22 protein-coding genes and 1 pseudogene are annotated in these 26,295 nt (G+C 60.7%); 17 read left to right on the top strand and 6 right to left on the bottom strand.

Going from position 1 to position 26,295, the window contains the following annotated elements; all coding sequences use genetic code 11:
- Positions 1-8: 8 nt before the first annotated feature.
- Positions 9-2,471: a PAS domain-containing sensor histidine kinase gene (locus D0Y60_RS14990; protein WP_199564198.1), complete on the bottom strand. Its 2,463-nt coding sequence runs from the start codon at positions 2,469-2,471 to the stop codon at positions 9-11.
- A 167-nt stretch (positions 2,472-2,638) separates the two neighbouring features.
- Positions 2,639-3,043 (bottom strand): response regulator, encoded by a 405-nt coding sequence (locus D0Y60_RS14985; protein WP_117370776.1) that lies wholly within the window; start codon positions 3,041-3,043, stop codon positions 2,639-2,641.
- Positions 3,044-3,335: 292 nt separating this feature from the next.
- Here D0Y60_RS14985 and D0Y60_RS14980 point away from each other — a divergent pair, with 292 nt between their 5' ends.
- Genes D0Y60_RS14980 through D0Y60_RS14970 form a run of 3 tightly spaced genes read left to right on the top strand, consistent with a single transcriptional unit; the run spans position 3,336 to position 6,990 of the window.
- On the top strand, positions 3,336-5,504 hold the full coding sequence (locus tag D0Y60_RS14980) for an ATP-binding protein (protein ID WP_117370775.1): 2,169 nt from the start codon (positions 3,336-3,338) through the stop codon (positions 5,502-5,504).
- Between the two features lie 3 nt (positions 5,505-5,507).
- Entirely contained in the window at positions 5,508-5,966 is a 459-nt protein-coding gene (locus tag D0Y60_RS14975; RefSeq protein ID WP_117370774.1) for a response regulator, read from the top strand.
- A 1-nt stretch (position 5,967) separates the two neighbouring features.
- Positions 5,968-6,990: an HWE histidine kinase domain-containing protein gene (locus tag D0Y60_RS14970; protein WP_245409189.1), complete on the top strand. Its 1,023-nt coding sequence runs from the start codon at positions 5,968-5,970 to the stop codon at positions 6,988-6,990.
- A gap of 49 nt (positions 6,991-7,039) precedes the next feature.
- Here the strand turns inward: D0Y60_RS14970 and D0Y60_RS14965 are convergent, their stop codons facing one another.
- Together D0Y60_RS14965 and D0Y60_RS14960 are read right to left on the bottom strand one after the other, a co-directional pair.
- Positions 7,040-7,426 (bottom strand): response regulator, encoded by a 387-nt coding sequence (locus D0Y60_RS14965; protein WP_117370773.1) that lies wholly within the window; start codon positions 7,424-7,426, stop codon positions 7,040-7,042.
- A gap of 280 nt (positions 7,427-7,706) precedes the next feature.
- The gene (locus D0Y60_RS14960; RefSeq protein ID WP_117370772.1) at positions 7,707-8,360 is read right to left on the bottom strand and encodes a TetR family transcriptional regulator; all 654 of its coding nucleotides are present in this window, start codon (positions 8,358-8,360) and stop codon (positions 7,707-7,709) included.
- A gap of 273 nt (positions 8,361-8,633) precedes the next feature.
- On the opposite strand from D0Y60_RS14960, the gene D0Y60_RS14955 reads away from it, so the two are divergent.
- The 7 genes from D0Y60_RS14955 (at position 8,634) to D0Y60_RS14925 (ending at position 17,407) form a co-directional block, all read left to right on the top strand.
- Positions 8,634-9,749: a sugar ABC transporter substrate-binding protein gene (locus D0Y60_RS14955; protein ID WP_117370771.1), complete on the top strand. Its 1,116-nt coding sequence runs from the start codon at positions 8,634-8,636 to the stop codon at positions 9,747-9,749.
- Between the two features lie 70 nt (positions 9,750-9,819).
- Positions 9,820-10,785, top strand: coding sequence for an ABC transporter permease (locus tag D0Y60_RS14950; RefSeq protein ID WP_117370770.1), 966 nt, complete (start codon positions 9,820-9,822; stop codon positions 10,783-10,785).
- A gap of 8 nt (positions 10,786-10,793) precedes the next feature.
- Entirely contained in the window at positions 10,794-12,299 is a 1,506-nt protein-coding gene (locus D0Y60_RS14945) for a sugar ABC transporter ATP-binding protein (RefSeq protein WP_117370769.1), read from the top strand.
- A gap of 8 nt (positions 12,300-12,307) precedes the next feature.
- The gene (locus D0Y60_RS14940; RefSeq protein ID WP_117370768.1) at positions 12,308-13,249 is read left to right on the top strand and encodes an ABC transporter permease; all 942 of its coding nucleotides are present in this window, start codon (positions 12,308-12,310) and stop codon (positions 13,247-13,249) included.
- A 7-nt stretch (positions 13,250-13,256) separates the two neighbouring features.
- Entirely contained in the window at positions 13,257-14,291 is a 1,035-nt protein-coding gene (locus tag D0Y60_RS14935; RefSeq protein ID WP_117370767.1) for an alcohol dehydrogenase catalytic domain-containing protein, read from the top strand.
- A 24-nt stretch (positions 14,292-14,315) separates the two neighbouring features.
- Positions 14,316-15,812 carry an aldehyde dehydrogenase family protein gene (locus tag D0Y60_RS14930; protein ID WP_117370766.1) on the top strand — a complete coding sequence of 499 codons (1,497 nt, stop codon included), beginning with the start codon at positions 14,316-14,318 and terminating at the stop codon, positions 15,810-15,812.
- Positions 15,812-17,407 carry a GMC family oxidoreductase N-terminal domain-containing protein gene (locus tag D0Y60_RS14925; protein WP_117370765.1) on the top strand — a complete coding sequence of 532 codons (1,596 nt, stop codon included), beginning with the start codon at positions 15,812-15,814 and terminating at the stop codon, positions 17,405-17,407. The genes D0Y60_RS14930 and D0Y60_RS14925 overlap by 1 nt, the downstream gene beginning before the upstream one ends.
- Positions 17,408-17,458: 51 nt before the next feature.
- Here D0Y60_RS14925 and D0Y60_RS14920 read toward each other — a convergent pair whose 3' ends face one another.
- Positions 17,459-18,277 (bottom strand): aldo/keto reductase, encoded by an 819-nt coding sequence (locus D0Y60_RS14920; protein WP_117370764.1) that lies wholly within the window; start codon positions 18,275-18,277, stop codon positions 17,459-17,461.
- 136 nt (positions 18,278-18,413) lie between these two features.
- Here D0Y60_RS14920 and D0Y60_RS14915 point away from each other — a divergent pair, with 136 nt between their 5' ends.
- Both D0Y60_RS14915 and D0Y60_RS14910 read left to right on the top strand, forming a co-directional pair.
- Positions 18,414-19,985, top strand: coding sequence for an acyl CoA:acetate/3-ketoacid CoA transferase (locus D0Y60_RS14915; RefSeq protein WP_117370763.1), 1,572 nt, complete (start codon positions 18,414-18,416; stop codon positions 19,983-19,985).
- Positions 19,982-20,755, top strand: a complete 774-nt coding sequence (locus D0Y60_RS14910; protein ID WP_117370762.1) for an enoyl-CoA hydratase/isomerase family protein — start codon at positions 19,982-19,984, stop codon at positions 20,753-20,755. Before D0Y60_RS14915 ends, D0Y60_RS14910 begins: the two co-directional genes overlap by 4 nt.
- A gap of 261 nt (positions 20,756-21,016) precedes the next feature.
- Here the strand turns inward: D0Y60_RS14910 and D0Y60_RS14905 are convergent, their stop codons facing one another.
- Positions 21,017-22,033, bottom strand: coding sequence for an aldo/keto reductase (locus tag D0Y60_RS14905; RefSeq protein ID WP_117370761.1), 1,017 nt, complete (start codon positions 22,031-22,033; stop codon positions 21,017-21,019).
- A gap of 156 nt (positions 22,034-22,189) precedes the next feature.
- Here D0Y60_RS14905 and D0Y60_RS14900 point away from each other — a divergent pair, with 156 nt between their 5' ends.
- The 5 genes and pseudogenes from D0Y60_RS14900 to D0Y60_RS14880 form a co-directional block, all read left to right on the top strand.
- Positions 22,190-23,332, top strand: coding sequence for an acyl-CoA dehydrogenase family protein (locus tag D0Y60_RS14900; protein WP_117370760.1), 1,143 nt, complete (start codon positions 22,190-22,192; stop codon positions 23,330-23,332).
- The gene (locus tag D0Y60_RS14895) at positions 23,329-24,108 is read left to right on the top strand and encodes a 3-ketoacyl-ACP reductase (RefSeq protein ID WP_117370759.1); all 780 of its coding nucleotides are present in this window, start codon (positions 23,329-23,331) and stop codon (positions 24,106-24,108) included. The genes D0Y60_RS14900 and D0Y60_RS14895 overlap by 4 nt, the downstream gene beginning before the upstream one ends.
- An 11-nt stretch (positions 24,109-24,119) precedes the next feature.
- Entirely contained in the window at positions 24,120-25,268 is a 1,149-nt protein-coding gene (locus D0Y60_RS14890; protein WP_117370758.1) for a dihydrodipicolinate synthase family protein, read from the top strand.
- Positions 25,269-25,270: 2 nt separating this feature from the next.
- Positions 25,271-26,128 carry a sugar phosphate isomerase/epimerase family protein gene (locus D0Y60_RS14885; RefSeq protein ID WP_117370757.1) on the top strand — a complete coding sequence of 286 codons (858 nt, stop codon included), beginning with the start codon at positions 25,271-25,273 and terminating at the stop codon, positions 26,126-26,128.
- Between the two features lie 16 nt (positions 26,129-26,144).
- Positions 26,145-26,295, top strand: a pseudogene (locus D0Y60_RS14880) (electron transfer flavoprotein subunit beta/FixA family protein); the annotation flags it as partial.

Below are 26,295 nucleotides of genomic sequence, written 5' to 3'. Positions count from 1 at the left end.
CTGACCGTCTATCCATCAATAACGTGACGCACCTTTTGAGCGAGCTGCTCCAAGCTAAACGGTTTTTGGAGCAGATGCGTTCCGGGATCCAAGACGCCGTTATGCACGACCGCGTTGCGCGTATAGCCGGTCGTGTACAGCACCTTGAGGCCAGCGACCTTTTCCAAGGCTAAGACCGCGAGCTCCCGGCCCGTCATTTCCGGCATTACGACATCGGTGAACAACAGAGCGGGCTTCATGCCGGCCTCCAGCAGGGCAATCGCCGCCGCGCCGCTCGATGCCGCCGCGACGTCGTAACCGAGCTCCCGCAGAGCCTCCACAGAGAAGTGACGGACACGCTCGTCGTCCTCGACAACAAGAACGAGTTCTCCCCGCATGCCCCGTGCCAGCTCCTCGCTCGCAGGCGATGTTTCATTCGCATCAGCCTCGCCGTAGTGGCGAGGCAAGTACAATTTCACGGTCGTTCCGTGGCCCAGCTCGGAATAGATTTTAACATGCCCACCGGATTGCCGCACGAAGCCGAAGACTTGACTCAGGCCAAGACCCGAGCCCTTGCCGACCTCTTTTGTCGTGAAGAAGGGATCGAAGGCTTTCGTTAATGTATCCCCACTCATTCCCGTGCCGGTATCAGTGACCGCGATCATGACATATTGCCCGACGGCCATCGAATGCTCCTGGGCATAGTCCTCCGCGATGAATGTGTTGGCAGTCTCCACGGTAAGTCGTCCGCCATTCGGCATCGCGTCTCGTCCGTTGACGGCCAGGTTGAGAATGGCATTCTCCAGCTGACTGATATCGGCGTTTATGCGCCACAGACCTGCGGCAAGAACGGTTTCGACCTTGACCTGCTCACCCAGCGCGCGTGTCATCAATTCACTCATCCCGGCAACCATCCGGTTCGGCTCGATGACCTTCGGTTGAAGCGGCTGCCGTCGGGAAAACGCAAGCAGGCGCTGCGTAAGCGCCGCAGCCCGATTTGCCCCATCCTTGGCCGCCTCGATGTAGCGGCCAAGGTCGGTGTCTCCGCGCGCCAGCCGACGTTCAAGCAGGTTCATCGCGCCGAGGATGACGGCGAGCATATTGTTGAAATCGTGCGCCACGCCCCCGGTAAGCTGGCCGACAGCTTCCATCTTCTGCGCCTGCCGAAGTTGCCCCTCGGCTTCCATCAGCCTGTCGGTGCGCTCGCGCACCTCCATTTCCAGCTCCTCGCGCGACCGGGCGAGCACTTCGCGCGCGTCGACGATCTCTTGTATATCCGTGCAGGAACCAAACCAACGCGTGATCGCGCCGTCCTCGTTGTGCACGGGCTGTGCGCGACCCAGCACCCAGCGGTATTTCCCACTCCGGTGCCGTAGCCGGTATTCGATGTGATAGGGCTCTCCCGTCTCCAGACTGTGCCGCCACACGGACCACGCGCGATCCTGGTCTTCAGGGTGAAACATCCCCGCCCAGCCCTCGCCATCGGTTGAGCCTGACGGGACGCCGGTAAAATCGTACCAGCGCTGGTTATAGTAGTCGTGATATCCGTCCGGGGTGGTCGACCAGATCATCTGGTCGATGGAGTTGGTGATGGCACGGAAGCGTTCCTCGCTGTCGCGGAGTGCGGCCTCGGCATTTTTGCGGTCTGTTATATCCAAGCTGATGCCGGGGAAGCGCAAGGGCGTTCCGTCGGGCGCGAGCGTCGGCCGTCCCTCGGCGATGACCCATCTGTGCGCGCCGTTCGCCTGCACGAGACGATATTCCTGGGAAAAGATGCTGCCGCCCTTCAAGGCGGCCGCGATCGCTTCTTCCACAGAGGGAAGGTCGTCTGGATGGATAGCGTTGAAGAAATCAGCGATTGGTGCGCCAGCCGCAGCCTTTTCGCGCGGAACGCCGTAGAGCTTGGCAAAGCGCGTGTCTGCAACCACCCTGTCATTGGGCACATCCCAATCCCAGGTGCCCACCGTATCCGATGCCCCCAAGGCATATTCCAGCCGTTCCTCGCTGGCGCGTAGTGCGCGCTCGGCCGACAGGCGCGCCGTCGTCTCGTTGCCCTGATTGAAGATGCCGAGAACCTTGCCATTCTGTCCGAAAATAGGCGCGAAGCTATAATCCCAATGGGTCTGCTGTGTGCGGCCGCCGCGCTGCATGGGCAGCATCTGGTCGGCGACGGAAAATCCCTGGCCGGTCTGCAATACGGCGCGGAGCTGAGGCTCGATCACATGCCAGATATCGGCCCAAACCTCGCGGGCCGCCCGCCCCAGCGCCCACGGGTGCTTTTCCCCGGCAATCGGCGCCCAGGCATCATTGTACAGAAGACGAAGATCGTCGCCCCAGTAGAGGGCCGTGGGAATCGCGGTGTTGAGACAAAGGCTCAAAGCCATCCGAAGTTCTTGTGGCCAATCGGCTTCGGCACCGAAGGACGTTTTCTCCCAGTCGATCGTCCAGATGTGCTTGTTCATCTCGCTGGTTGTATCGGGCGTAAAGGTCATATTGCCGTTTCTCGAAGTGTTGCCGGCTTATATGGGAAAGTCCGAAGAAATGGAAAGCACGGTAATCCTGTGAAATTTTTAAAAAAGGAAAGGGATATAAGAGGGGTGAAACGGCTCCGGAGACATCGATGCGGTGCGGTCGTGGGGCTCGGGGGAGTGCCCCGACGCTACGAACGGATGCGCCTAGCCGGCAGGGCGTTGCCCTTCGCCCTGATCTGATCGTCAAGTTCAGCGATCACGGTGTCGAGACTGTAGGGCTTGGCGAAGATTCGTCCCGTCGCCGGCAATGCCTCCAGCATTAGATCGGATCTGCCCGAGACGACGATCCTGGCGGCGTCCGGCCGACAGTTGCTGAACAGTTCCAGCAGGTCAAGGCCACTCAGGCCGCCGGGCAAATCAACATCCGTAACGAGGCCGTCAATCCGGGAGTGCCTTGCGATCTGCCCGATGGCCTCCAGGACGTTGGACGCTGCCAACACTCGATAGCCCACGTCCTGCAATGCCTCGACAAGGATGAGGCGGATGAGAGGTTCGTCTTCGACGACGAGAATGGTGGATTGCGACGCGGCCATCTATATCTCCAGTTCGTTGGCTCACACTCAACGTGCACCCCCCTGGAATTTCGCCCGTCCCCAAAGCCAGTCTTTGCGAACAATCTTAATAAAATGCAAAGAACCTCGCTGTCGGCCGGAGACGCGGTCTGGGCATGTCGCATGCGCCAACGAGGTAAGGGCGCGACAGAGGCCTACCAAAATCGCGGCCCGCTCTTAGATAGTAGGTGGTCTTTATAACCCTTTGATGGTCGGTTTACACCACCCCGATTATCGCTAGGGTTCGCTGCATTGCGTAGGGAGAGAGGATTCGATGTCAGGGAGCCGAAGCGATCTGGATACTTGCGCCCGCGAGCCGATTCATGTTCCCGGCGCAATCCAACCCCATGGATCTCTGCTCGTCCTCGATCCCGACGGCCTCGCTCTCCTGTGGGCATCGGCCAATTTCGAGGGTATCACCGGCCGGACGCCGATCGAACTGCTCCGGTCAGTCGAGGCCGGTTTGCGTGATTGGCAGGCCACCGGAACGCATACCTACCGTACCCGGCTACAGCATCCGGATTTGGACATGGCGGCACATGTTCATCAGGGCCGCTTGATCGTCGAGTTCGAACGCAGCACGCCCGTTTTTCAAAACGAGCTTCTTTTCCGTCTGACCGGCTTCGCACAGCAGATGACGGCTACCGAGGAGCTGGGGAACGCACTTTCAGCGACCGCCTGCCTGATCGCCGACCTGACGGGTTTCGACCGGGCCCTCGTCTATCGGTTCGATCCCGACTGGAACGGCCATGTCGTGGCCGAAGCCGGCAACGGTACCCTGCCTTCCTATCTCGGCCTGCGTTTCCCCGCTGCCGATATTCCGGCGCAGGCACGCAATCTCTACAGTCTCAACCGCATACGTCTGATACCCGATGCGAATTACATCCCGGTCCCCTTGACTGCGTTCGGAGAGCAGCGAGACGCGGGGGGCATCGACATGACGTTTACGCAGCTTCGCAGCGTGTCGCCGATACATCTCGAATATATGCGCAATATGGGCACGCTCTCGTCCATGTCTATATCGGTCATGGTGGACGGCAAGCTCTGGGGTCTCCTGTCCTGCCACAGCCGTAATCCCCACCGCGTCCCAAGCGATATCCGCGAGGCCTGCGATTTCGCGGTTCAGAGCCTAGCCATGCGGATCAGCGCCGACAGCCGGGCCGAGACTGCGGCACTCGGCGTCGAGCTTGCGCGCGTGCACACCGGGCTATTGGCCGCGATGGCGCAGGCAGGCCGGTGGGACGAAGGCTTGGCCGGCGCGCCGGCGGCGTTGCTGGAACTCACCCGGTCGCACGGGGCGACGATCCTGTCGCAGGAAAGCTTCCTGCCTGTCGGCGAGGTCCCCGAAGAACATCATGTGAGGCGCCTGGTCAGCCGCCTTTCGCAGCACGGCGCAGCCACCGATTTCTATTTTACGGATTCGATCGCCTCGGAGTTCCCACAGGACGAGGGCTTCACCGACGGCACCTGCGGTGTCCTGGCCTTGCGCATTTCCGAAGTGGAAGACAGCTGGCTTATCTGGTTCCGCCAGGAAGTGGTAAAGGCGGTCACTTGGGGCGGCAATCCGCACAAGGTGGTGCAGGAGAGCGGACGGATCCATCCTCGCAAGTCGTTCGAGGCCTGGCGCGAGATGGTGCGCGGCAGGAGCGCGCCATGGCACCCGGCAGAGATCGCCGCCGCCCGCGACCTGCGCTCCTCGATCGTGGAGATCGTGCTGAAGAAGGCCGAGCAACTGGCCAGGCTCGCCGCCGACCTGCAGAAATCCAACAGGGAATTGGAGGCTTTCTCCTATTCCATCTCGCACGACCTGCGGGCGCCGTTCCGCCATATCGTCGGCTTCTCACAGCTTTTGACGGAACGGGAGAAAAATCTCGGCGAGCGCTCGCGCCATTATCTCCAGATGATTTCGGATTCGGCGCTTGCTGCAGGTGAACTCGTCGACGATCTCCTGACGTTCTCCCATCTCGGTCGAGCGGCAATCTCCGCGGACAAGGTGGATATGAACAAGCTCGTCGCCGAGGTGCGGCGAGGACTTGCGGAGGAGACGGCGGGCCGCTCGATCGTATGGCAGGTGGATCATCTGCCCGTTGCGACGGGGGACGCCACCCTCCTTCGGCAAGTCTGGTACAATCTTATCGACAATGCGGTCAAATATACGCGACAGCGTGAAGAGGCGCATATCAAGATATCCGCCAATGCGACCGACGACGGCGTGCTGTATCGGATCGCCGACAACGGCGTCGGCTTCGACATGGCTTACAAGTCCAAACTGTTCGGTGTATTCCAGCGACTGCAGCGAAGCGAGGATTTCGAGGGCACGGGTATCGGCCTTGCCCTCATCAAGCGCATCGTCGAGCGGCATGGCGGCAGCGTGGACGCCATGGGCAAGATTGACGAGGGCGCATGCTTCACTTTTTCCTTACCGGCGCTACCTGAGGAGTGATCCGTGCCAGAACTGAGGCCTATTTTGCTCGTTGAAGATAATCCCCGGGATCTCGAACTGACCCTGACGGCGCTTGAGAAGTGTCAGATCGCCAATGACATCGTGGTTGCCCGGGACGGTGCCGAGGCGTTGGATTTCCTCTATCTCAGCGGTTCCCACGCCGGCCGCGATGCCGGCGATCCCGCCGTTGTGCTCCTCGATCTCAAGCTGCCGAAAGTCGATGGACTGGAGGTGCTCGAAAAAGTGAAGCGCGACGAAAACCTGCGTCACGTGCCGATCGTCATGCTCACCTCTTCCCGCGAAGAGCAGGATTTGGTGAAAAGCTACGAGCTCGGGGTCAACGCATTCGTCGTCAAGCCGGTCGAATTCAACCAGTTCTTCAAGGCGATCCAGGATCTCGGCGTCTTCTGGGCGCTTCTCAACGAGCCCCCGCCGAAGCTGCGGCAGGTGGGCGGGAACTGACATGGCCGAAATGCTGCGTATCCTGTTGCTGGAAGACAGCACCATCGATGCTGAACTTATTGAAGCGCAACTTGAGAGCCTGCACGAAACCTTTGAGGTAAAGCGCGTCGCGACACGCGCTGCTTATCAGGCAGCGTTGGCACAAGACACCTTCGACATTATCCTTTCAGACTTCTCTCTTCCCGACTTTGACGGGATGGCAGCGCTCGACCTGGCCGTCGCCTCTGCTCCCGACGCGCCGTTTATCTTCGTCTCCGGTGTTCTCGGTGAAGACGCTGCCATCGAAGCCTTCCGCAAGGGTGCGACAGATTACGTTCTGAAGCAACGTCTCGCGCGCTTGCCCGCCGCCGTGACGCGCGCGTTGAACGAAGCACGTGAACGGGCAGAGCGCAGGCGGATTGAGCTGCAGAAGGACTTACTGGTCCGCGAGCTCAGCCACCGCGTGAAGAACAATCTCGCTGTCGTGCTCTCACTCATTCGCCGCACCGGCCGCAATTGCAAGTCGGTGGCAGAGTTCGAGGAAAAACTTGCCGCCCGCGTCTCGGCGCTGGCGGATGCGCACGAGCTTCTATTCGAAGGGAATTGGGACGAGACCGAGCTTTTGAGCGTTTTCCAGCGAGCAGTTCGCCCCCATAACAAGGATCTCTCGCGCTTCGACATCGGACGGCACGATCTCGTTCGTCTCGATCCCAGGACAGCGCTCTCCATTGGCATGGTGTTCAACGAACTCGTGACGAACGCATCGAAATACGGTGCGTTGGCGAATGATCAAGGACGAGTCTCTGTTACGTGGACCGTCGACAGGACGGATTCGGGACGATCGGTGCGCCTGAACTGGGCCGAGCGGGGCGGACCAATCGTTAAGGCCCCTGATGAGGAGGGGTTCGGCACCCGGCTCATAAAAGCCAATATCGAATATGAATTGGGCGGGCAGGCGAACCTCCATTACCCGCCCGATGGGTTTAAGGCGCAGATTGATCTTACGATGCCTGAGAGCGATACGGCTAGGATCCTATCCGCTTGATACGACCGCTGGGCGTGCCTGCTTTCAAACAGGACCTTCGTATGTCTCTCTAAGAGGATTTTCCGGATGCTTCGGCAATCTGCTCTGCCAGACGGCTCTGCAGGATATTGAGGTCGCAAGGTTTCGGCAGGAGCACAATGTCGGTTAGTTCCATCCTTGTGTCCGGCAGTTCAGCGTATCCAGAACAGACGACGAGCGGTGTGCCAGCTTCGGCCAGCACCTCGATGACAGGGTAGGAATACACGCCCCGCAGATTGAGGTCGAGCACAGCAGCGTCGATACCCTTCTTGACAGCCTCAAGAGCCAGCTCGACGCTCGAGACAGGGCCTACCACCGTAGCCCCTTGCTCTGTGAGGTAATCCTCAAGGTCGAGGGCGAGCAAAGGATCGTCCTCCAAAATGAGAATGCGTTTATTTTCCAGGCTGCCTTTTACCATGATACCCTAACATCATTGCCGACTGCCGCCTTAGCTAGTGTCGCTGGACGGTTCGTCAATGCTATCCTTAATAGCGACAAGCATTGTAGTGGCCATGGGTGAGCCAAGGCGCACCAGCCCTCGTGTGGCGGCTGGAGAATGTCGCCACTGCAGGTGATCGATCCTAGAGGATTCTCCGGCCCTCATATAAACCGACGCCTGGAAATTAAACGCGGTTCACGGCCTCGAAAGGGTTGCTGTGGCCGGCGACGTTTTAATATGAAGCTGCCGACAGCTCATCTCAAACCGTTACAAGCCGCATGATCGTCTCGATATTGAACTGGATGCGCTGTTCCAGAGCATCCCTGGCCATAAGGTCGCGCTCATAAATGATCGTGCCGGTGAAGCGGTTCGTCAGATAATAGTAACCGACGGCAGCAATGGTGATGTTGAGCTGCACCGGATCGACGCCATCCCGGAAGATGCCCGCCGTCACGCCACGCTCCAGAATGCTCGAGACCATGTTGACAAGCTTGCGGCTTGAAACCTTGATGATCTCCGATTTCTTGAGATGTTTGGCGCGATGGAGGTTCTCACTGTTGACGAGCGTCAGGAATTCAGGGTTTTTCAGGTAATATTCCCAGGTGAAGCGCACCAGTTTTTCGAGCGCTACCTTGGGATCCAGATCTTCCAGATGCAGCTTCTGCTCTGCGCTGCGGATGTCGAGATAGGCGTCTTCGAGAACCGTCTGGAACAGGCCCTCCTTGCTCTCGAAATAGTGGTAGATCATGCGCTTGTTGGCCTTCGCCTTCTCGGCGATGTCATCGACGCGCGCTCCGCCTAAGCCATTCTTCGCAAATTCTTTTTTGGCAGCATCAAGGATTCGCGCCTTGGTGGCTTCGGCATCGCGAATGCGCGGTTTGCGTCCCGGTTTCTTTGTCTGTTCTCCGGTCATGTTTTCAGCCTGTCCTTTGGCGCAGTCGCGATGTCTTCCCTGCAACTCATACACGCACGCATTGCCATCCGTCAAAGCCGGTCGACGCGATTGCCTGTTGTCATCCTACTGAAAACCACTTGACTTGCGCGAAACTAAAGAAGTAACTAGTTAGTGCGTTAATTGGCGTGAGAGGCACGCTGGAGCGCCTCACCTGGGTGCAAGGCCGTCCTTGCCGCAGTCGGGCGAGCGGTAACGCGGGAAGCGTTTCAATCGGGGATTTGGGAGGAAAGAATGTCGACCTTTATCAAGGATTTCATCGAGCGCGAGACGGTTAGCCGCCGCAATTTTTTGTTTGCTGCAGCAGCCGGCATGGGCGCGGCGGCAATGCCGGGCCTGTTTGGCGGCGGAAGTGCGCGTGCCGCGCTGACGGATCCCGCAATTGCCTGGAGCTACCGTGACCGGGCATCGGCCTACTGGAATTCCGTCGTCTCCGGCGGCGAGGCCTTCGTGGAATCGCTCGGCAAACCGAAGAGCGCGCTGGTAAGCCTCATCAACGAGGGCTCGACGGAGAAGTCGCTGGCCGACATCAAGGCCTTCCTTGCGAAGAACAACGGCAATTGCGCCATTGCCTGTGATGCCAATGACAGTCCCAACGCTCGCCCGGTCGTCGAGGCCGTCCAGGCCGCCGGCGCCTATATTTCGACGATCTGGAACAAGACCGACGATCTGCATCCCTGGGATTTCGGCGATAACTACGTATCGCATATGACCTGGTCGGATGAAAAGCCCGCGGAAGAGACCGCGCGCATCCTCTTTGAAGCCATGGGCGGAGAGGGCGGTGTGGTCCATCTCGGCGGCATTGCAGCAAACAATCCCGCAGTTGAGCGCCTTGCCGGTCTCAAGAATGCCTTGAAGGATTTTCCGAAGATCGAACTACTCGACGCGCAGCCAGCCGATTGGGACACCCAGAAGGGCGCGGCCCTCATGGCCTCGTTCCTTACGCGCTATGGCGACAAGATCAAGGGTGTGCATTGCGCCAATGACAACATCGCTTACGGCGTGATCGAGGCGTTGCGCGCCGAGGGTATCGAGAACATGCCGATCGTCGCTTATGACGGCAATTTGGAAGCCGTGCAGATGGTCATGGACGGCCAGCTTCTCGCCACCGTCTTCACCAATCCGCATTGGGGCGGCGGCATCAGCGCGGCGTTGGCCTACCATGCCGCCATCGGCACCTTCAAACCGTCGGAAGAGCCGAAGGAACACCGTGAATTCTATGGCCCGACGATCCTCGTCACGGCAAAGGATGCGGCGGAATTCAAGGCGAAGTATCTTGATTCCGTACCGGCTTACGACTGGAAGGACTTCTGGGGACCGTCGAACGGTCAGATTCAGTACAAGTCCTGACTAGGCACCGCGGCAGCCGCACAGGCTGCCGCCACATCTCCTGCGAGCTTTCATAAGAGGGGTGTCTGACGTGACACGTCGCCTATCGCGCGAAACCTTGATAAAATGGGCGCCACTCCTGGTGCTGATCGCGCTGGTGATCTTTTTCACCGCGCTCAACCCGACCTTCTTTTCGTTGCGGAATTTCGCCCGTATCGCGATTGCGGCGGCCCCGGCCCTTATGGTCGCCGTCGGCGTCACTTTCATCATCGTCATGGGATCGATCGACCTTTCCATGGAAGGAACGATCTCGCTGACGGCTGTCTCCTTTGCCTTCATCTTCGCACAGCTCGGCGGCGCGTTGGGCGGCCTGGGTTGGATTGCCATTCCGCTTGTGCTTGTTCTGGGCGGCCTGATCGGCCTTTTGAACGGGCTGGTGCATGTGAAGCTGAAGATTCCGTCCTTCATGGCCAGCCTTGCCATGGGCTTTGTCGGTACCGGTGCGGCGATCCTGCTCACCGGCGGCGATATCGTCAAGGTCAGTGATGCAGCCTTCCGCGGTCTTCTTACGGTGCGCTGGCTCGGTTTTCCGCTGATGGTCTATGTGGCGGGATTTTTCCTCTTCATCGGCTGGTTCATCCAGACGCACACGACGCTGGGCCGAAACTTTTACGCCGTTGGCGGTGGTGAGGATCTCGCGCATGCCTCCGGGCTCAATGTGACGCGTGTCCGTGTGATGGGCTTTGCGCTGGCCGGTGTCTTCTACGCCATCGCTGCTATCCTTGTTGTGGCGCGCATCGGGCAGGCGGAGTCCGTTACCGGCGCGAACTTCATGTTCGTCTCCATCACCTCGGTCGTCGTCGGCGGTGTGGCACTCTGGGGGGGCATCGGCGGTGTGTGGAACGCGCTCGTCGGCGTGCTGATCGTCAATGTCATCGACAATGGCATGGTCGTCATCGGCCTACCCGATTTCCTTCAGGACGGCGTGCTCGGCCTCCTCGTCATTCTTGCTGTGGTGCTTTCCACCGACCGCAAGATGGTTTCCTTCGTGAAGTGAGGCGCACCATGTACGAGTTGAAATCCGTCGACAAAAAATTCCCGGGCGTCCACGCGTTGAAGTCCATCAACTTCCACATCAAGCGCGGTGAGATCGTCGGCCTTGTGGGCGAGAACGGCGCCGGCAAATCCACGTTGATGAAGGTCATCTATGGCGCCTACCAGCCAGATGGCGGCCAGATCCTCATCAATGGTGCAGGCGTGCGTTTTTCCAATCCGCGCCAGGCGATGGAAAAGGGCATCGGGATGGTGTTCCAGGAGCAGTCCCTGATCCCGAACCTGACGGTTATGGAGAACATCTTCCTTGGCTATGAGCGCCAGTTCGTACGCTTCGGCGTGGTCGACTGGAAGGCGATGGCGAGCGCGGCCAGGGCACAGCTCGCCAAGGTGAAGCTTGATATCGATCCGGCGATGGTGACGTCGAAACTTTCGTTCGTCCAGCGTCAACTCGTCGAGTTGGCCAAGGTTCTGACGCTGGAAGAGCGCGTGAAGGGCGATCTCGTCATACTGCTCGACGAGCCGACGTCCGTTCTTTCCAAGGACGAGGTGGCGCTGCTCTTCAAGCTTGTCCGGGAACTGACGACCCGTGCCTCCTTCATCTTCGTCTCGCATCGCATGGACGAAGTGATGGAGCTCTCCGATCGCATTTACGTCATGAAAGACGGAGAGGTCGTTGATGTGGTTGAACGTGGCGGCGCCACGGCGGAGGCGATCCAGCATAAGATGGTCGGCCGCAACGTCGACAAGCAGTATTACCGTGAGCATCTGCAGCAGCCGTATGATCAGTCGAAAGTGCTGGTAGAGATGGCGGGTGTCGGGCTGCCTGGCCGAATCCACGACATTTCATTCAAGGTGCATGCCGGGGAGGTGCTTTGCCTTGTCGGCACGGAAGGCTCCGGGCGGGAGGCAATCCTGCGCACGATCTACGGCATGCTGACGCCCGTGTCCGGTCAGTTGAAGATCAAGGGCGCGGATGCGAATGGATATTCGCCGCGCCAATCCGTCGCCCACGGCGTCGGTTATGTCCCGCGCGAGCGCAAGATCGAAGGCATCGTTGCCGGCATGAATGTCTACGAGAACATGACGCTCTCGCAGATGAAGAACCATTCGACCAGCGGCGTCCTTCGGGTTGCCGAAGAGCGCGCCTTGGCCAGGGACTGGATCAAGAAACTCTCGATCAAGGCGCATTCGGAATTTGCCGATTGCGGCAATCTCTCGGGCGGCAACCAGCAGAAGGTCGTGCTCGCCAAATGGCGGTCAGGCGGCTCGGATATCATGCTGCTCGACCACCCGACACGCGGCCTCGACATCGGCGCAAAGGAAGACGTCTACGACATGATCCGGGCGATGAGCGCGGCGGGCGTCGGCATCGTGCTCGTCGCCGATACGCTGGAAGAGGCGATCGGCCTGTCGCACACCATCATCGTCGTCAAGGACGGGCGCATGCAGAAGCAATTCGCATGCGAACCGGGCGCCAAGCCCGCGCCCTTCGACCTGCTGCACTACATGATCTGAGGGACAAGATGGATATTCAGCGCCTCAAACCGCACCTGCCCTGGATCACGCTGGTCGTGCTCGTCGCGATCGTCGGCATCAACAATCCGGGTTTCGTTCGCCCTTCCAACCTGCTCGGCATCGCCGGCGATATCGTGCCGCTGTTCATCATGGCGCTCGGGCTTACCTTCGCCATCTATATCGGCGGCATCGATCTTTCGGCCCAGTCCATGGCCAACATGGTGACGGTCGTCGCCTCGGTCTATCTCGCGTCGATGGGGGCGTGGGTCGCAGTTCTCTGTGTCGTCGCGGGGTTTCTGCTCGGCATGCTTTCGGGCTACGTCACGACACGCCTTTTTGTGCCATCTTTCATCTCGACGCTCGCCGTCGGCGGCATCGCTTTCTCGATTGCGCAATGGCTTTCCGGCCAGCGGGCGCTCAACATGGATGCGACGCAGCGCAACGAAACCTTTGGCTGGATGATCGGCCATACCTGGGGTGTGCCGAATGAACTGCTGATTGCCGCGGTGCTCGTTGCAATCTGCCTTTTCATCGAACGCCGGACAACGCTCGGCCGCGCCTTGAAGGCCGTCGGTGCCGGTGAACTTGCCGCCGCCGCTTCAGGTCTCAATGTCGCGCGTTACAAGATCCTCGCTTTTGCTATCTCCGGCGCGCTCGCCGCAATCGCCGGCCTGCTCTTCGCCGTGAAACTTTCGGGCGGCGCGCCGACCATCGCCAACGGCTTTCTGCTGCCGGCCATCGTTGCCGTTCTCGTCGGGGGCACACCGTTGACGGGCGGTGTAGGCGGTGTGGTCAATACGGTGATCGGTACACTCATCGTCGCGGTCATCCGCGCTTCGATGCTCTATTTCGAGATTGATGCGACCCGCCAGCAGATGGTCTTCGGCGTCGTGCTGATCGTTGCCATTGCCCTGACCATCGACCGCGCCAAGCTGCGCACTGTAAAGTGAGAGGGCGATGAGCAAGATGCGCGCTGCCGTTCTGACTGCGCCCAAGCGGTTTGAACTTCGCGAGGTCCCGGTGCCGATCATCGGGCCGGAGGATGTTCTCGTGCGGGTGACACGCACGGGCATCTGCGGCACGGATATCCACATCTTCAACGGTCACTATGCCGCTGACAAGTTGCCGCTGGTCCCAGGGCACGAATTTTGCGGAACGATCGCCGAGCGTGGCGAAAATGTTCGGCATCTTGCGGTCGGCGCACGCGTCGTTGTCGACATCAATATCGGTTGCGGCAACTGCTTCTGGTGCCGTCACAACGAGGTGCTGAACTGTGCCGAAGTCACGCAGATCGGCATCGGCCGGGACGGCGCTTTCGCCGAGTTTGTCGCCATACCCGCCCGCCTCGCGATTCCAGTCGGCGCTTCAATTTCCGACGAGATTCTGGCCCTTACAGAGCCGGTTGCCTGCGTCGTTCGGGCCGCGCGCAAGGCGAGGATCTCGTTCGGCCAGTCAGTGGTCATCTTTGGTGCAGGGCCGATCGGCAATCTGCACGTACAGATGATGCGGCTTGTAGGGGCCGCTCCCATCATCATTGCGGATCTTTCGGCCGATCGCTGCCGGATGGCGCTCGAAGCCGGCGCAGATTCCGCCATCTCCGACCCGGCGGAGCTGAAAGCGACCGTGCTTCGCATGACCGGTGGACTCGGTGCGGACATCGTCATCGAAAGCGTCGGCAATCGAAAGCTGTATGAACAGGCTTTCGATCTGACGCGCCGCGGCGGGCATGTCGCCTTCTTCGGCATTACGCCGCCGGGCGAAACGGTCCCCATCGATATTCTTCGCACGGTTCTGGAGGAGGGCAGCCTCAAGGGGTCCGTGGCCGGCATGGGGCAGGATATGTACGACGCGCTGACCCTTCTGTCGCACAACCGGTTCCGTACCGATGATTTTACCAAGGCTAGCTATCCGCTGGATGCGATCCAGGAGGCGTTCGAAAGCCTCGGCGACCGACCGCAGGACCTGAAGACACAGATCGCCATTGCGGCGTAAGACCTATCGAAGTGGAGGTATATCATGGACCAGAAAAACCAGTTTCTTTCTGCCCCGACAGCGGCGCGCACCTTCGGCTTTTTTGTCGACGGGCAATGGAAGGATGGCGCGGAGCACTTCGAGCGCGCTTCGCCGGGCCACGGCACGCCGGTCACGCGCACGGTGCGTTGCACGATCGATGATCTGAATGCCGCTGTTGCCGCCGCGCGCCGGGCTTTCGAAGATCGTCGCTGGGCTGGCCTTTCGGGGGCGGCACGCGGCAGCGTCCTGCTGCGCGTCGCCGAAATCCTGCGCCGCCGTCGCGACGAGATTGCCTACTGGGAAGCCTTGGAAAACGGCAAGCCGATTTCCCAGGCGCGCGGCGAGATCGACCATTGCATCGCCTGTTTCGAAGTGGGTGCCGGTGCCGCCCGCATGCTGCATGGCGACAGCTTCAATTCGCTCGGTGACGATCTCTTCGGCATGGTGCTGCGCGAACCCATCGGCGTCGTCGGCCTGATCACACCGTGGAACTTCCCGTTCCTCATCCTCTGCGAGCGCGTACCCTTCATTCTGGCGTCGGGCTGCACGATGGTCGTAAAGCCCTCGGAAGTTACCGCCGCGACGACGCTGCTGCTTGCCGAAGTGCTGGCCGAGGCGGGCCTGCCGGCCGGTGTCTACAACGTTATCACCGGCTCCGGCCGCACGATCGGCCAGGCGCTTTCCGAGCATCCCGACGTCGACATGCTCTCCTTCACCGGCTCGACGGCCGTCGGGCGGTCCTGCGTCCACGCCGCCGCCGACAGCAACTTCAAGAAGCTCGGCCTCGAACTGGGCGGCAAGAACCCGATCATTGTCTTTGCTGATTCCGATCTTGAAGATGCGGCCGATGGCGCTGCCTTCGGCATCAGCTTCAACACAGGGCAATGCTGCGTCTCGTCTTCACGTCTGATCGTCGAGCGCTCAGTGGCGGCAAAGTTTGAAAAACTGCTTGTCGAGAAGATGAAGAAGATCCGCGTCGGCGATCCTCTTGATGAGCGCACGCAGGTCGGTGCCATCACCACCGAAGCGCAGAATGCGACGATCCTCGACTATATCGAAAAAGGCAAGGCGGGCGGCGCCAAGCTGCTGACCGGCGGCGCGGCGGTCGATCTCGGCCGGGGCCAATATATCGCGCCGACGCTCTTCTCCGGCGTCTCCAGCGACATGGCGATCGCCCGCGACGAGATTTTCGGTCCCGTTCTGTGCTCCATGCATTTCGATACGGTTGAAGAAGCCATCCAGCTCGCCAACGATACGGTTTACGGGCTTGCCGCGAGCGTCTGGACGAAGAATATCGACAAGGCGCTCACGGTGAGCCGCCGCGTTCGGGCGGGGCGCTTCTGGGTCAATACGATCATGGCCGGTGGCCCCGAAATGCCGCTTGGTGGTTTCAAGCAGTCCGGCTGGGGCCGCGAAGCCGGCATCTATGGTGTGGAGGAATATACGCAGGTGAAGTCCGTTCATGTCGAAATCGGCAAGCGCACGCATTGGATCGCATGATGGCCACGGGATATGATTATGTGATCGTCGGCGGCGGCACTTCGGGCTGCGTTCTGGCGGCACGGCTCTCGGAAAATTCCTCCGTCCGGGTCTGCCTCATTGAGGCGGGCGGGCGTGATACCAATCCGCTTATTCATATGCCCGTCGGCTTCGCCAAGATGACGACGGGGCCGCTGACCTGGGGCCTGAGGACCGCGCCCCAGAAGCATGCGAACAACCGTGAGATCCTGTATGCGCAGGCCAAGGTGCTCGGCGGCGGCTCGTCAATCAATGCAGAGGTTTTTACGCGCGGCGTTCCCGGTGACTATGACCGCTGGGTGGACGAAGGTGCCGAAGGCTGGGGCTTCAAGGACATCCAGAAGTATTTCCTGCGCTCGGAAGGCAATTCCATCCTCTCCGGCGCCTGGCATGGAACGGATGGCCCGCTCGGCGTTTCGAATATCCCCGAACCGCAGCGTATGACGCGCGCTTTCGTACAGAGCTGCCAGGAGGCCGGCATTCCCTACAATCCGGACTTCAACGGTCCGGTGCAGGAGGGAGCAGGAGTCTATCAGACGACCACGCGCAACAACCGGCGCTGCTCGGCGGCCGTCGGCTATCTGCGGCCGGCGTTGAAACGTCCAAACCTGACGGTCGTCACCGGTGCGCTAGTATTGCGCGTGGTTTTCGAAGGCCGTCGTGCTGTCGGTGTCGAATATGAAGCTGGCGGAAGCCGCACGGTGGCGCGGGCGGACAGCGAAGTGCTTCTCACCTCCGGTGCCATTGGCACGCCGAAGCTGATGATGCTCTCTGGCGTCGGTCCGGCGGACCATCTGCGCAGCCAAGGCATCGATGTCGTGCAGGATATGGCCGGGGTCGGGCAGAACCTACAGGACCACTTCGGCGTCGACATCGTCGCAGAGCTCAAGAACCACGACAGCCTCGACAAGTACAACAAGCTGCATTGGTCGATCTGGGCGGGCATTCAGTACGCCCTTTTCAACTCCGGCCCCATCACGTCGAACGTCGTGGAGGGCGGTGCGTTCTGGTATGGCGACAAGGCGAACCCGACGCCCGATCTGCAGTTCCATTTCCTGGCGGGCGCAGGCGCTGAGGCCGGCGTCCCCGGCGTGCCGAAAGGTTCCTCCGGCATCACGCTCAACTCCTACACATTGCGGCCCAAGTCACGCGGAACGGTGAGCCTGCGCTCGGCTGATCCGCGTGCCCTGCCGATCGTTGATCCGAACTTTCTTGCGGACCCGGATGACGTAAAAATCTCGGTCGACGGCGTGAAGATCAGTCAGGAGATTTTTGCGCAGCCATCGCTGCAAAAATATATCAGGACATTGCATTTCCCCGACCGCAATGTGCGGACGGAAGCGGACTATGTGGCCTATGCGCGTCAATACGGCCGCACCTCCTATCACCCGACCTGCACCTGCAAGATGGGCCGGGACGAGATGTCGGTGGTCGATCCGCAACTGCGTGTGCACGGCCTTGATGGCATCCGCATCTGCGACAGCTCCACCATGCCGAGCCTTGTCGGCTCCAACACCAATGCGGCGACGATCATGATCGGGGAAAAGGCATCGGATATGATCCGCGGCAATGCTTGATCGATCGACACAACAAATAAGAAGGGCGGCCTTGCGGCCGCCCTTTTGCATCTAGTCCCATTCGGGAGCCCAGGGCAGCTGGCCCGGCTTGATGATGCGGTAGCCGGTGACATTCAGAGCGTCGATGCGATTCATGTCGATGGACGACAGCGTGAAATCCATAATGTCGAAATTGGCTCTGATGTTTTCCGGTTTCGTCGACATCGTGTTCAGCGGCACGCCCTTTTGAAGGATCCAGCGCAGGACGATCTGCGCGGCCGACTTGCCATAGGCTTTGCCGATCTCGGCGAAAAGGCCGTGCTTGAAGACTTCGCCGCGGGCAATCGAGGCATAGGACGAGAGCGGAATGCCGGTCTCCGATGCGGCAGCAAGCAGTTTCCGCTGGTCGACCAGTGGGTGGAACTCTACCTGGTTGGTGACAAGCGGCCCATCGATCACAGCACGCGCCACATGCATCATGCGCGCCGTATAGTTCGACACGCCGATCGTGTCCGCGAGGCCGCGATCCCGGGCTGTTTGCAGCAGGCGCAGGGACGGTGCCACGTCTCCGCCAACGGGCGGCCAATGCAGCAGAAGGGCGTCGACGCGATCGATCTGCAGCGCCTTGAGGCTGGCCTGGACCGACGGCAGGAATTTCTCTTCCGAATAGTTGTCCGGATGCACCTTCGTCGTGATGCACAGTTCCTCTCGTGCAACACCGCAGGCTGCAAGTGCCGTGCCCGTGTCAGCCTCGTTGCCATACATCTGCGCCGTATCGAAAGCCCGATAGCCGGCATCGATCGCGGCGTCGATAGCATTGCGGAGTTCGTCGCCTTTCAATGGATATGTGCCGAAACCGCGCTGAAATTGCTTCTGGAAATAGATGTTCATGCCTCCTCCTTTGCAGGGCGATCTGACCTCATCGCGTCTCTTCCAACACGAAAATCTCACTTGGCGGATTGCCCCGGCAGAAATTAATGTATAACTAGTTAGTTACTTAATGCAATCGAGAACGGAGAATTCAGCAATGAAGAAGGTGAAGACTGCGCAGGAGGCTGTCCGGCTTATCAGGGATGGAGCAGTCGTTGCTGTGAACTCTTCTTCCGGCCTTTGCTGCCCCGACGCCGTGTTGAAGGCATTGGGTGAGCGCTTCGACAGCGAGGGCCATCCGCGTGGTCTTACCTCCATCCATCCGATTGCTGCCGGCGATTTTTTCGGCACGCGTGGTGTGGATCACATCGCCAAACCCGGCATGCTGGTGAAGATCATCGGGGGCTCCTATCCTTCCGGTCCGAGCAATGCCGAGCCGCCGCTCATCTGGCAGATGATCCTCAAGGAGGAACTGGCCGCCTGGAACGTGCCGTCCGGAATCGTCTTCGACATGCTGCGGGAGGGGGCAGCCAAGCGCCCGGGCGTGCTGACGAAGGTCGGCATGGAGACCTTCGTCGATCCTGAGCAGGACGGTTGTGCAATGAACGCCAGCGCGCGCGCCGCGCCGCTCGTCAAGCGCGTTACCTTCGAAGGCGAAGACTGGCTGCACTTCCCGGCGATCCGCCCCGATGTCGCGATCATCCGCGCGACGACCGCAGACGAGAAGGGCAATCTCACCTTCGAACAGGAGGGCGCGACCCTCGGCGCGATGGAAATGGCGCTCGCAGCGCGCAATTCCGGCGGTCTCGTCATCGCGCAGGTCAAGCGCGTCGCGGCAAGCGGAACCTTGCGTCCGCATGATGTGCGCGTCCCCGGCATTCTCGTCGACGTGATCGTCGAGGCGCCCGACCAGTTGCAGACGACGGCAACGCCCTATGATCCGGCGATCTCAGGTGAACTCTTCCGCCCGCTCGAAACCTTCCGGCTGCCGGAACTCGATGTCGGCAAGGTCATCGCGCGGCGTGTGGCGCAGGAGTTGAGGGATGGCTGGGCGGTCAACATCGGTTTCGGCATTTCTGCCAATGTGCCGCGCATCCTGATCGAGGAGGGGCTGCACGGCAAAGTCACCTGGGTGATCGAGCAGGGCGCCGTGGGCGGTGTGCCGCTTCTCGATTTCAAATTTGGCTGCGCTTCCAATGCCGAGGCGTTCGTCGCCTCGCCGCACCAGTTTTGCTATTTCCAGGCGGGCGGGTTCGATTGCTCGCTCCTATCCTTCCTCGAAATCGATGCCGAAGGTTCGGTCAATGTCAGCCGGCTCGCGGCAACGCCGCACCGCACGGCGGGCGCCGGCGGGTTCGTGGACATCACCTCACGCGCGAAGAAGATCGTCTTCTCGGGCAATTTCAATGCCGGCGCGAAGATGCATGTGGAGGATGGCTGCCTGGTCATCGACAAGGAGGGGCGCATCGCAAAATTCGTACCGAAAGTCGATCAGGTTAGCTTTTCCGGCAAGCGCGCGCGGGCGCAGGGGCAGGAGATCACCTATGTCACCGAACGTTGCGTCATCGAGCTTGATGCGGACGGGCTGATCGTTACCGAAATCGCGCCGGGTCTTGATCTCCAGCGCGATGTCCTCAATCAGGCCGCGACGCCGTTGCGAGTTTCGAAAACGCTCAAGGTGATGGACGATGCGCTGTTTCGCGCAGACACCATGGGGCTGGCGCTTTGAGCGATCCGCGTATCGATCTTTCCATCGAAGGACATGTCGCGCGGATCACGCTGCGCCGCCCGGAAAAGCTGAACGCTATCGATGAGGATATGATCGACGCACTGCTGAAGGCTTGCCGGACCATCGAGCGCTCAGATGCCCGCGTTGCAATTGTCGCGGGCGAGGGCGGCAAGTCCTTCTGTGCGGGTGGTGATATCGAGGCGTGGGGCAACCTTGACGCGGAAACGTTTTCGCGCCGCTGGTTGCGTGACGGGCATGGTGCATTTGACGCACTGGCACGCCTTACCGTGCCGTTGATCGCGGTGCTGAATGGCCACGCGCTCGGTGGTGGACTGGAGCTCGCCGCCTGTGCCGACCTGCGTATCGCCGAGGAGCATGTGAAGATCGGCCAGCCGGAGCCCGGCCTCGGCATCATCCCCGGCTGGTCCGGCACGCAGCGCGCCTCTCGTCGCTTCGGAACGCAACTCGTTCGCCGTATGGCGCTTTTCGGCGAGATCTACAACGCGCAAGAAGCGCTTGCCGCCGGCCTTGTCGATAAGGTCGTCGCGACGGGAGAGGGGGCTGCGGCCGCCGAAGCTGCCGCAGGACGCGTGTTGAAACGGTCTCCGCGCGCGACAGAACTGACAAAGATGCTGATCAACGCCGCCGAAGGGGAGGAAAATGAGCGGGTCGTGGAAGCCTTAGCCGGTGCCGTGGCGGCTGCATCCGATGATCTGACGGAAGGACTGACTGCCTACCGGCAGAAACGGCCGACCCGTTTCGGCAAGTAGCCTCCGCGAGGCGGCGGCGCAACGAGCGCAAGCCGCTGGCGTGCATGCCGTCACTCTGCCGGACTGCATTTAGGGCCGAGGCGCGAGATGTCGCTCTCGTCCGCAGGCGAGGACGTCGCCTTCGCAACGGGCCGCCGATACGGATGGTATCGACTGTTGAAGGACAATGCCGGGTGCCTTTGCGGATGGCGCTTATGACTTCACGGCAATACTGGTGCGCTAGAGGCCCGCGATGCCTTCGCAACGCGGGCTTATGTCTGTTTACGCCGGAACAGGCGCATCCTCGCGCAGGAGGCCTTTTTTCTTCAGGTCCGCCCAGAAATCGGCCGGGATCGCGTGGGAGAACCAGGCGAGATTCTGGTCCAACTGTTCGATCGTGCGCGTGCCCGCCATGAAGGACGGAACGGCAGGATGAGCGACGACGAATTGCAGCGCTGCTGCGGCAAGCGGCACGCTATGCTCGGCGCATACGGCTTCGATCTTCGCGACCTTTTCCATGATCTCGCGGGGTGCGGGTGCATAATTGTATTTCGCGCCCTCCTTCGCACCCGTGGCAAGGATACCCGAGTTGAAGCCACCGCCGACAACGACCGCAGCACCGCGTGCTTCGCACAGCGGGAGGAACGCATCCAGCGCTTCCTGTTCAAGCAATGTATAGCGGCCAGCCAGGAGGAAGCAGTCGAAATCATGGCGTAGAAGCGCGTCATGGCAGACCTGCCATTCGTTGACACCGACACCGATCGCCTTCACGACCTTTTCCGAACGCAACCGTTCCAGCGCCCGCCACGCGCCGTCCATCGCCTGCTCGAATACTTCTGGCTGCTCGCTTCCCCGCGTGAAAACGTCGATGTCATGTATGAAGCACATATCCATGCGTTCCAGCCCCAGCCGCTGCAGGCTGTCCTCGAACGCCCGCATGGTGCCATCGTAGCTGTAGTCGAAATGCATGGTGAAGGGCGCGGCGTTCGTCCACGGCGCGAAGTTGATCGTGTCACGCCGCGCCGGGCGCAGAAGGCGCCCCACCTTGGATGCGAGCACGAAATCGTCACGGTTCTTCCAGCGGAGAGCATGACTTGTTCGCAGTTCGGCAAGGCCATGACCGTACATCGGGGCGGTATCAAAGAATCGCACGCCGGCTTCCCAGGCGCGCGCGAACATATCCTGAGATGTCGCCTCGTCGATCTCGCGGAAAATATTGCCGAGCGGCGCCGTGCCGAAGCCAAAGGCGGTAACCTCAAGGTCTGTCCGGCCAAATTTTCGCTTTTCTCCCGGGTGCATGCTTTCCTCCATAAGTAACTGAATAGTGAATAATATGCACAGCCCCAAACGGCTGTGCAAGCAGTGACATTCAGCCCGCGTGAATTTTTCCGTCTTGACGTTCGCCAATCGCCGAATGTATGTAACTAGATAGTTACTAGTTGCGAGACGAGGCAGATGTATCTCACCGAAACGCAGGAGCAGGTGCGCGAGATGGCGCGCGCCTTTGCTGACGAAACGATCCGTCCTTTGGCGGAGGAACTTGACCGGGAAGAGCGTTTTCCCGCCGAGCTCTATGAGGAAATGGCGAAGCTTGGCCTTTTCGGCATAGGCGTGCCGGAGGCTCTCGGCGGGCCGGGCTTCGATACGCTGACCTACGCGCTCGTTATGGAGGAATTGAGTCGCGGCTATGCCTCGGTCGCCGACCAGTGCGGACTGATCGAACTGATATCGAGCCTCCTCGTGCGCCATGGCACGGAAAGCCAGCAGGCGCTGCTGCCGGAAATTCTCGGCATGCGCTCGAAGGTTGCCTATTGCATCACGGAGCCCGAAGCCGGCACGGATGTCTCCGGCATTCGCACCACCGCGGCGCGTGACGGGAACGGCTGGCGGCTGAACGGTGGCAAGATCTGGATTCACAACGCGCCGGTTGCCGACTACGGTTTCGTTCTGGCCCGGACCGACAAGGATGCCGGCAACCGTGGCATGTCGATTTTCATCGTCGACCTCCATGCCGATGGTGTCGAAAAGGGGCCGAAGGAACACAAGATGGGCCAGCGTGCCAGCCAGGTCGGCGCGCTGAATTTCTCGGACGTTCGCCTGCCGGCCGATGCCCTGCTCGGCACGGAAGGCCGCGGTTTCCACATGATGATGTCGGTGCTCGACAAGGGGCGCGTCGGCATCGCCTCGCTCGCGGTCGGCATCGCGCAGGCCGGCCTCGAGGCGGCGCTGGATTATGCTGGCACGCGTAAGCAATTCGGCAAGGCGATCTCCGATTTCCAGGGTGTGCAATGGCTGCTCGCCGACATGGCGAAGGACATCGAGGCCGCGCGCCTGCTGGTCCATTCCGCAGCATCCAAAATCGACAGCGGTGCGGATGCGACGAAAGCCTGCTCCATCGCAAAATGCTTTGCCGGCGACATGGCCGTGCAGCGCACCGCCGATGCCGTGCAGGTCTTTGGTGGCTCCGGCTATATCCGCGGCTTCGAAGTGGAGCGTCTTTATCGCGATGCGAAGATCACGCAGATCTACGAAGGTACGAACCAGATCCAGCGCATGATCATCGCGCGCGAACTCCTGAAAAAGGGGGCAAGGGCATGAGTGCTGCTGACAATCGGCCGGCGGCGCTGGTCACCGGCTCATCCCGCGGCATCGGTCTTGCCGTTGCGGAGGCTCTGGCGCGCGAAGGCTTTGCGATTGCCGTCAACGGGCCCGTCGAAGACGCCGAGCTTGCCGCTGCTGTCGCGCGCATCGCCACCTATGACGTTCCGGTCGCTGCCGCGGCATTCGACGTCGCGGCGATCGGTGGGCACGATGCGGCATTCGATGCGATCGAGCAGAAACTCGGGCCACTCACCACGCTGGTCAACAATGCCGGCGTCGGTGTGCTCAGGCGCGGCGATATGCTGGAGGTCTCGGAGGAAAGCTGGGACCGCTGCTTTTCCGTCAACACGAAAGCCATGTTCTTCCTGAGCCAAGCCTTCGCGCGCCGCGTGCTTGCGCGCCCTCGCTCCTCCCAGTTCTATTCGATCGTCAACGTCACCTCGTCGAACGCCGTGGCGGTCGCAGAACAGCGCTCTGAATATTGCGCCTCGAAAGCTGCGGCGTCGATGGTGTCCAAGACCCTTGCCGTCCGGCTCGGGCGGGAGAACATTGCCGTCTATGATGTCCAGCCCGGCCTGATCGCGACCGAAATGACAGCTCCCGTAATCGACACCTACCGCGAGCGCGCCGCCCAGGGCCTCACGCTCTTTCCGCGCGTCGGGGAGCCGGCCGAAGTCGGCAAGCTGATCGCATCGCTGGCCACCGGGCGGCTTCCCTACACCACCGGACTAACGATCCCGGCCGATGCCGGCATGCTCGTTCCGCGCTTCTGAGGTCCTTCACCATGAAAATTGCTCTTCCAGACCCCGCCGGCCGCAGCACCGATTATGTCCTGGCCGGAACACCGATCGCGGCCGCAACGCTCGGCAAAAACCCGGCGCGTGTTGTTTATTCCGCCGCCCATGTCGTCGCCGATCCCTTCACCGCAAACGACCCCTCGGGCCGTGCGACGGTGGACTGGGCAAAGACGATGGAGTTTCGCCGCTACCTCGCCGGGCTTGGCCTTGGCATTGCCGAGGCGATGGACACCGCCCAGCGTGGCATGGGGCTTGATTGGCCGGGTGCGCTGGAGCTGATTCGCCGCACGCGCGAAGAGCTTCCGGATGCGCTCGTGGCCAATGGTTGCGGCACGGATCATCTTGATCCTGCAACAGTGACACGTCTGGACGACGTCCGCCGAGCCTATCTGGAGCAGGCGGAGGCCATCCAAAAACTCGGTGGCCGCCTGATCCTCATGGCGTCACGTGCCCTGGTGCGTGTTGCGAAGGGGCCTGAGGACTACCTCAAGGTCTATTCCGATGTGATTTCCGCCTGCGACGAGCCGGTGATTCTGCACTGGCTCGGGGATATGTTCGACCCGCAGCTCGCCAATTATTGGGGCGGCTCGGCATTCGAGCCCGCCATGGGGACGGCACTTGCCGTCATCGACGCGAACGTGGCCAAGGTTGACGGGATTAAGATTTCTCTCCTCGACAAGGAGAAAGAGATCGCCATGCGCCGCCGGCTCCCGGCCGGCGTGAAAATGTATACGGGCGACGACTTCAATTATCCTGAACTCATCGAAGGTGACAGTGAAGGGTTTTCGCATGCACTGCTTGGCATCTTCGACCCGCTCGCACCTGCCGCGGCCTATGCGGTCGAGCGGTTGGGCGAGGGCGACAAGGCAGCCTTCCGCGCGACGCTCGATCCAACCGTGCCGCTTGCGCGCCTGATTTTCCGTGCGCCGACGCAATACTACAAGACGGGCGTCGTTTTCCTCGCCTGGCTGAATGGCTTCCAGGATCATTTCGTGATGTTGAACGGCGCGCAGGCGATGCGGCCGCTGCCTTATTTCACCGAGATCTTCCGCCTCGCCGATCAATGCGGGCTGTTGCGTGATCCGGAACTTGCCGTTGCACGCGTGAAAAAGCTGCTCTCCGTCTATGGCGCGTGACGATGCGTGATTTTTCAAGCGACCATTCCGCGCTTGCGCTCAACACCGCGAGCCTCGGTCACAATCTCGAAGGCCGCGGCGCCGGATGGGAGCCGGAACGCGTCATCGATGCCTGCGCCGCGCGCGGCTTTGGCTCGATCGTCTTCTGGCGGCGGGAGATCGGGTTGGGAGCCGTGCAGATCGGTGAGCGGGCGCGCAAGGCTGGCCTCTCCGTTGCTGGCCTTTGCCGTACGCCGTTTCTCGTCGGCACGGATGCCATCGACAAAATCGCCGTTCTCGACGAGGCGAAAGCCGCCATCGACATGGCCGCAGGCCTCGGGGCTGCCGTATTGACGATTGTCGTGGGCGGTGTGCATCCTGCCAGCAAGGGCACGGCCGACAGCCTGAAGATCGTGGCGGACCGCGTCGCCGATCTCGCACCCTATGCGGCAGAACGCAAGGTCAAACTGGCACTGGAACCCCTCAATCCTGCCTATGCCGGAAACCGCTCTTGCCTGACCACGGTGCGGGATGCCCTCGATATCTGCGATGCGGTCGATGCGCCGAACCTCGGCGTTGCCATCGATGTCTATCATGTCTGGTGGGACAGTGATTTGGGCGCTCAGCTGCGACGCGCCGGCGAGGACAGGATTTTCGGCTATCATCTCTGCGACTGGCTCGCCGACACGCGTGACGTGCTGCTGGACCGCGGCATGATGGGCGATGGCGTCGCCGATCTTAAGGCGATACGTGCGAACGTTGAAGGCGCAGGGTATACCGGCCCGTGCGAGGTCGAGATTTTTTCCGCAAACAACTGGTGGAAACGCGATCCCGGCGAGGTTCTCGACGTGATGGTCGATCGTTTTCGCACACTCTGCTGACCACAAGGAGAATTCCATGAAACTGCTGGTGCCCGTCAAACGCGTTGTTGATTACAACGTAAAGATCCGCGTCAAGGCGGATGGGTCAGGCGTTGAGCTTGCGAATGTGAAGATGTCGATGAACCCGTTCGACGAGATTTCGGTTGAAGAGGCGCTGCGTCTGAAGG

Origin of the sequence: Shinella sp. WSJ-2, assembly GCF_003432075.1 — a bacterium.
Lineage (GTDB): Bacteria > Pseudomonadota > Alphaproteobacteria > Rhizobiales > Rhizobiaceae > Shinella.
The sequence above is the reverse complement of the archived record's forward strand: the minus strand, read 5'-3'. Positions and strand labels throughout refer to the sequence as shown.

Bases quoted from the DNA above. Each gene is read 5' to 3' on its own strand.
- D0Y60_RS14990 (WP_199564198.1), bottom strand. From the start codon at position 2,471: ATGACCTTTACGCCCGATACAACCAGCGAGATGAACAAGCACATCTGG.
- D0Y60_RS14985 (WP_117370776.1), bottom strand. From the start codon at position 3,043: ATGGCCGCGTCGCAATCCACCATTCTCGTCGTCGAAGACGAACCTCTC.
- D0Y60_RS14980 (WP_117370775.1), top strand. From the start codon at position 3,336: ATGTCAGGGAGCCGAAGCGATCTGGATACTTGCGCCCGCGAGCCGATT.
- D0Y60_RS14970 (WP_245409189.1), top strand. From the start codon at position 5,968: ATGGCCGAAATGCTGCGTATCCTGTTGCTGGAAGACAGCACCATCGAT.
- D0Y60_RS14965 (WP_117370773.1), bottom strand. From the start codon at position 7,426: ATGGTAAAAGGCAGCCTGGAAAATAAACGCATTCTCATTTTGGAGGAC.
- D0Y60_RS14960 (WP_117370772.1), bottom strand. From the start codon at position 8,360: ATGACCGGAGAACAGACAAAGAAACCGGGACGCAAACCGCGCATTCGC.
- D0Y60_RS14955 (WP_117370771.1), top strand. From the start codon at position 8,634: ATGTCGACCTTTATCAAGGATTTCATCGAGCGCGAGACGGTTAGCCGC.
- D0Y60_RS14945 (WP_117370769.1), top strand. From the start codon at position 10,794: ATGTACGAGTTGAAATCCGTCGACAAAAAATTCCCGGGCGTCCACGCG.
- D0Y60_RS14940 (WP_117370768.1), top strand. From the start codon at position 12,308: ATGGATATTCAGCGCCTCAAACCGCACCTGCCCTGGATCACGCTGGTC.
- D0Y60_RS14935 (WP_117370767.1), top strand. From the start codon at position 13,257: ATGAGCAAGATGCGCGCTGCCGTTCTGACTGCGCCCAAGCGGTTTGAA.
- D0Y60_RS14930 (WP_117370766.1), top strand. From the start codon at position 14,316: ATGGACCAGAAAAACCAGTTTCTTTCTGCCCCGACAGCGGCGCGCACC.
- D0Y60_RS14925 (WP_117370765.1), top strand. From the start codon at position 15,812: ATGGCCACGGGATATGATTATGTGATCGTCGGCGGCGGCACTTCGGGC.
- D0Y60_RS14920 (WP_117370764.1), bottom strand. From the start codon at position 18,277: ATGAACATCTATTTCCAGAAGCAATTTCAGCGCGGTTTCGGCACATAT.
- D0Y60_RS14915 (WP_117370763.1), top strand. From the start codon at position 18,414: ATGAAGAAGGTGAAGACTGCGCAGGAGGCTGTCCGGCTTATCAGGGAT.
- D0Y60_RS14905 (WP_117370761.1), bottom strand. From the start codon at position 22,033: ATGCACCCGGGAGAAAAGCGAAAATTTGGCCGGACAGACCTTGAGGTT.
- D0Y60_RS14900 (WP_117370760.1), top strand. From the start codon at position 22,190: ATGTATCTCACCGAAACGCAGGAGCAGGTGCGCGAGATGGCGCGCGCC.
- D0Y60_RS14895 (WP_117370759.1), top strand. From the start codon at position 23,329: ATGAGTGCTGCTGACAATCGGCCGGCGGCGCTGGTCACCGGCTCATCC.
- D0Y60_RS14890 (WP_117370758.1), top strand. From the start codon at position 24,120: ATGAAAATTGCTCTTCCAGACCCCGCCGGCCGCAGCACCGATTATGTC.
- D0Y60_RS14885 (WP_117370757.1), top strand. From the start codon at position 25,271: ATGCGTGATTTTTCAAGCGACCATTCCGCGCTTGCGCTCAACACCGCG.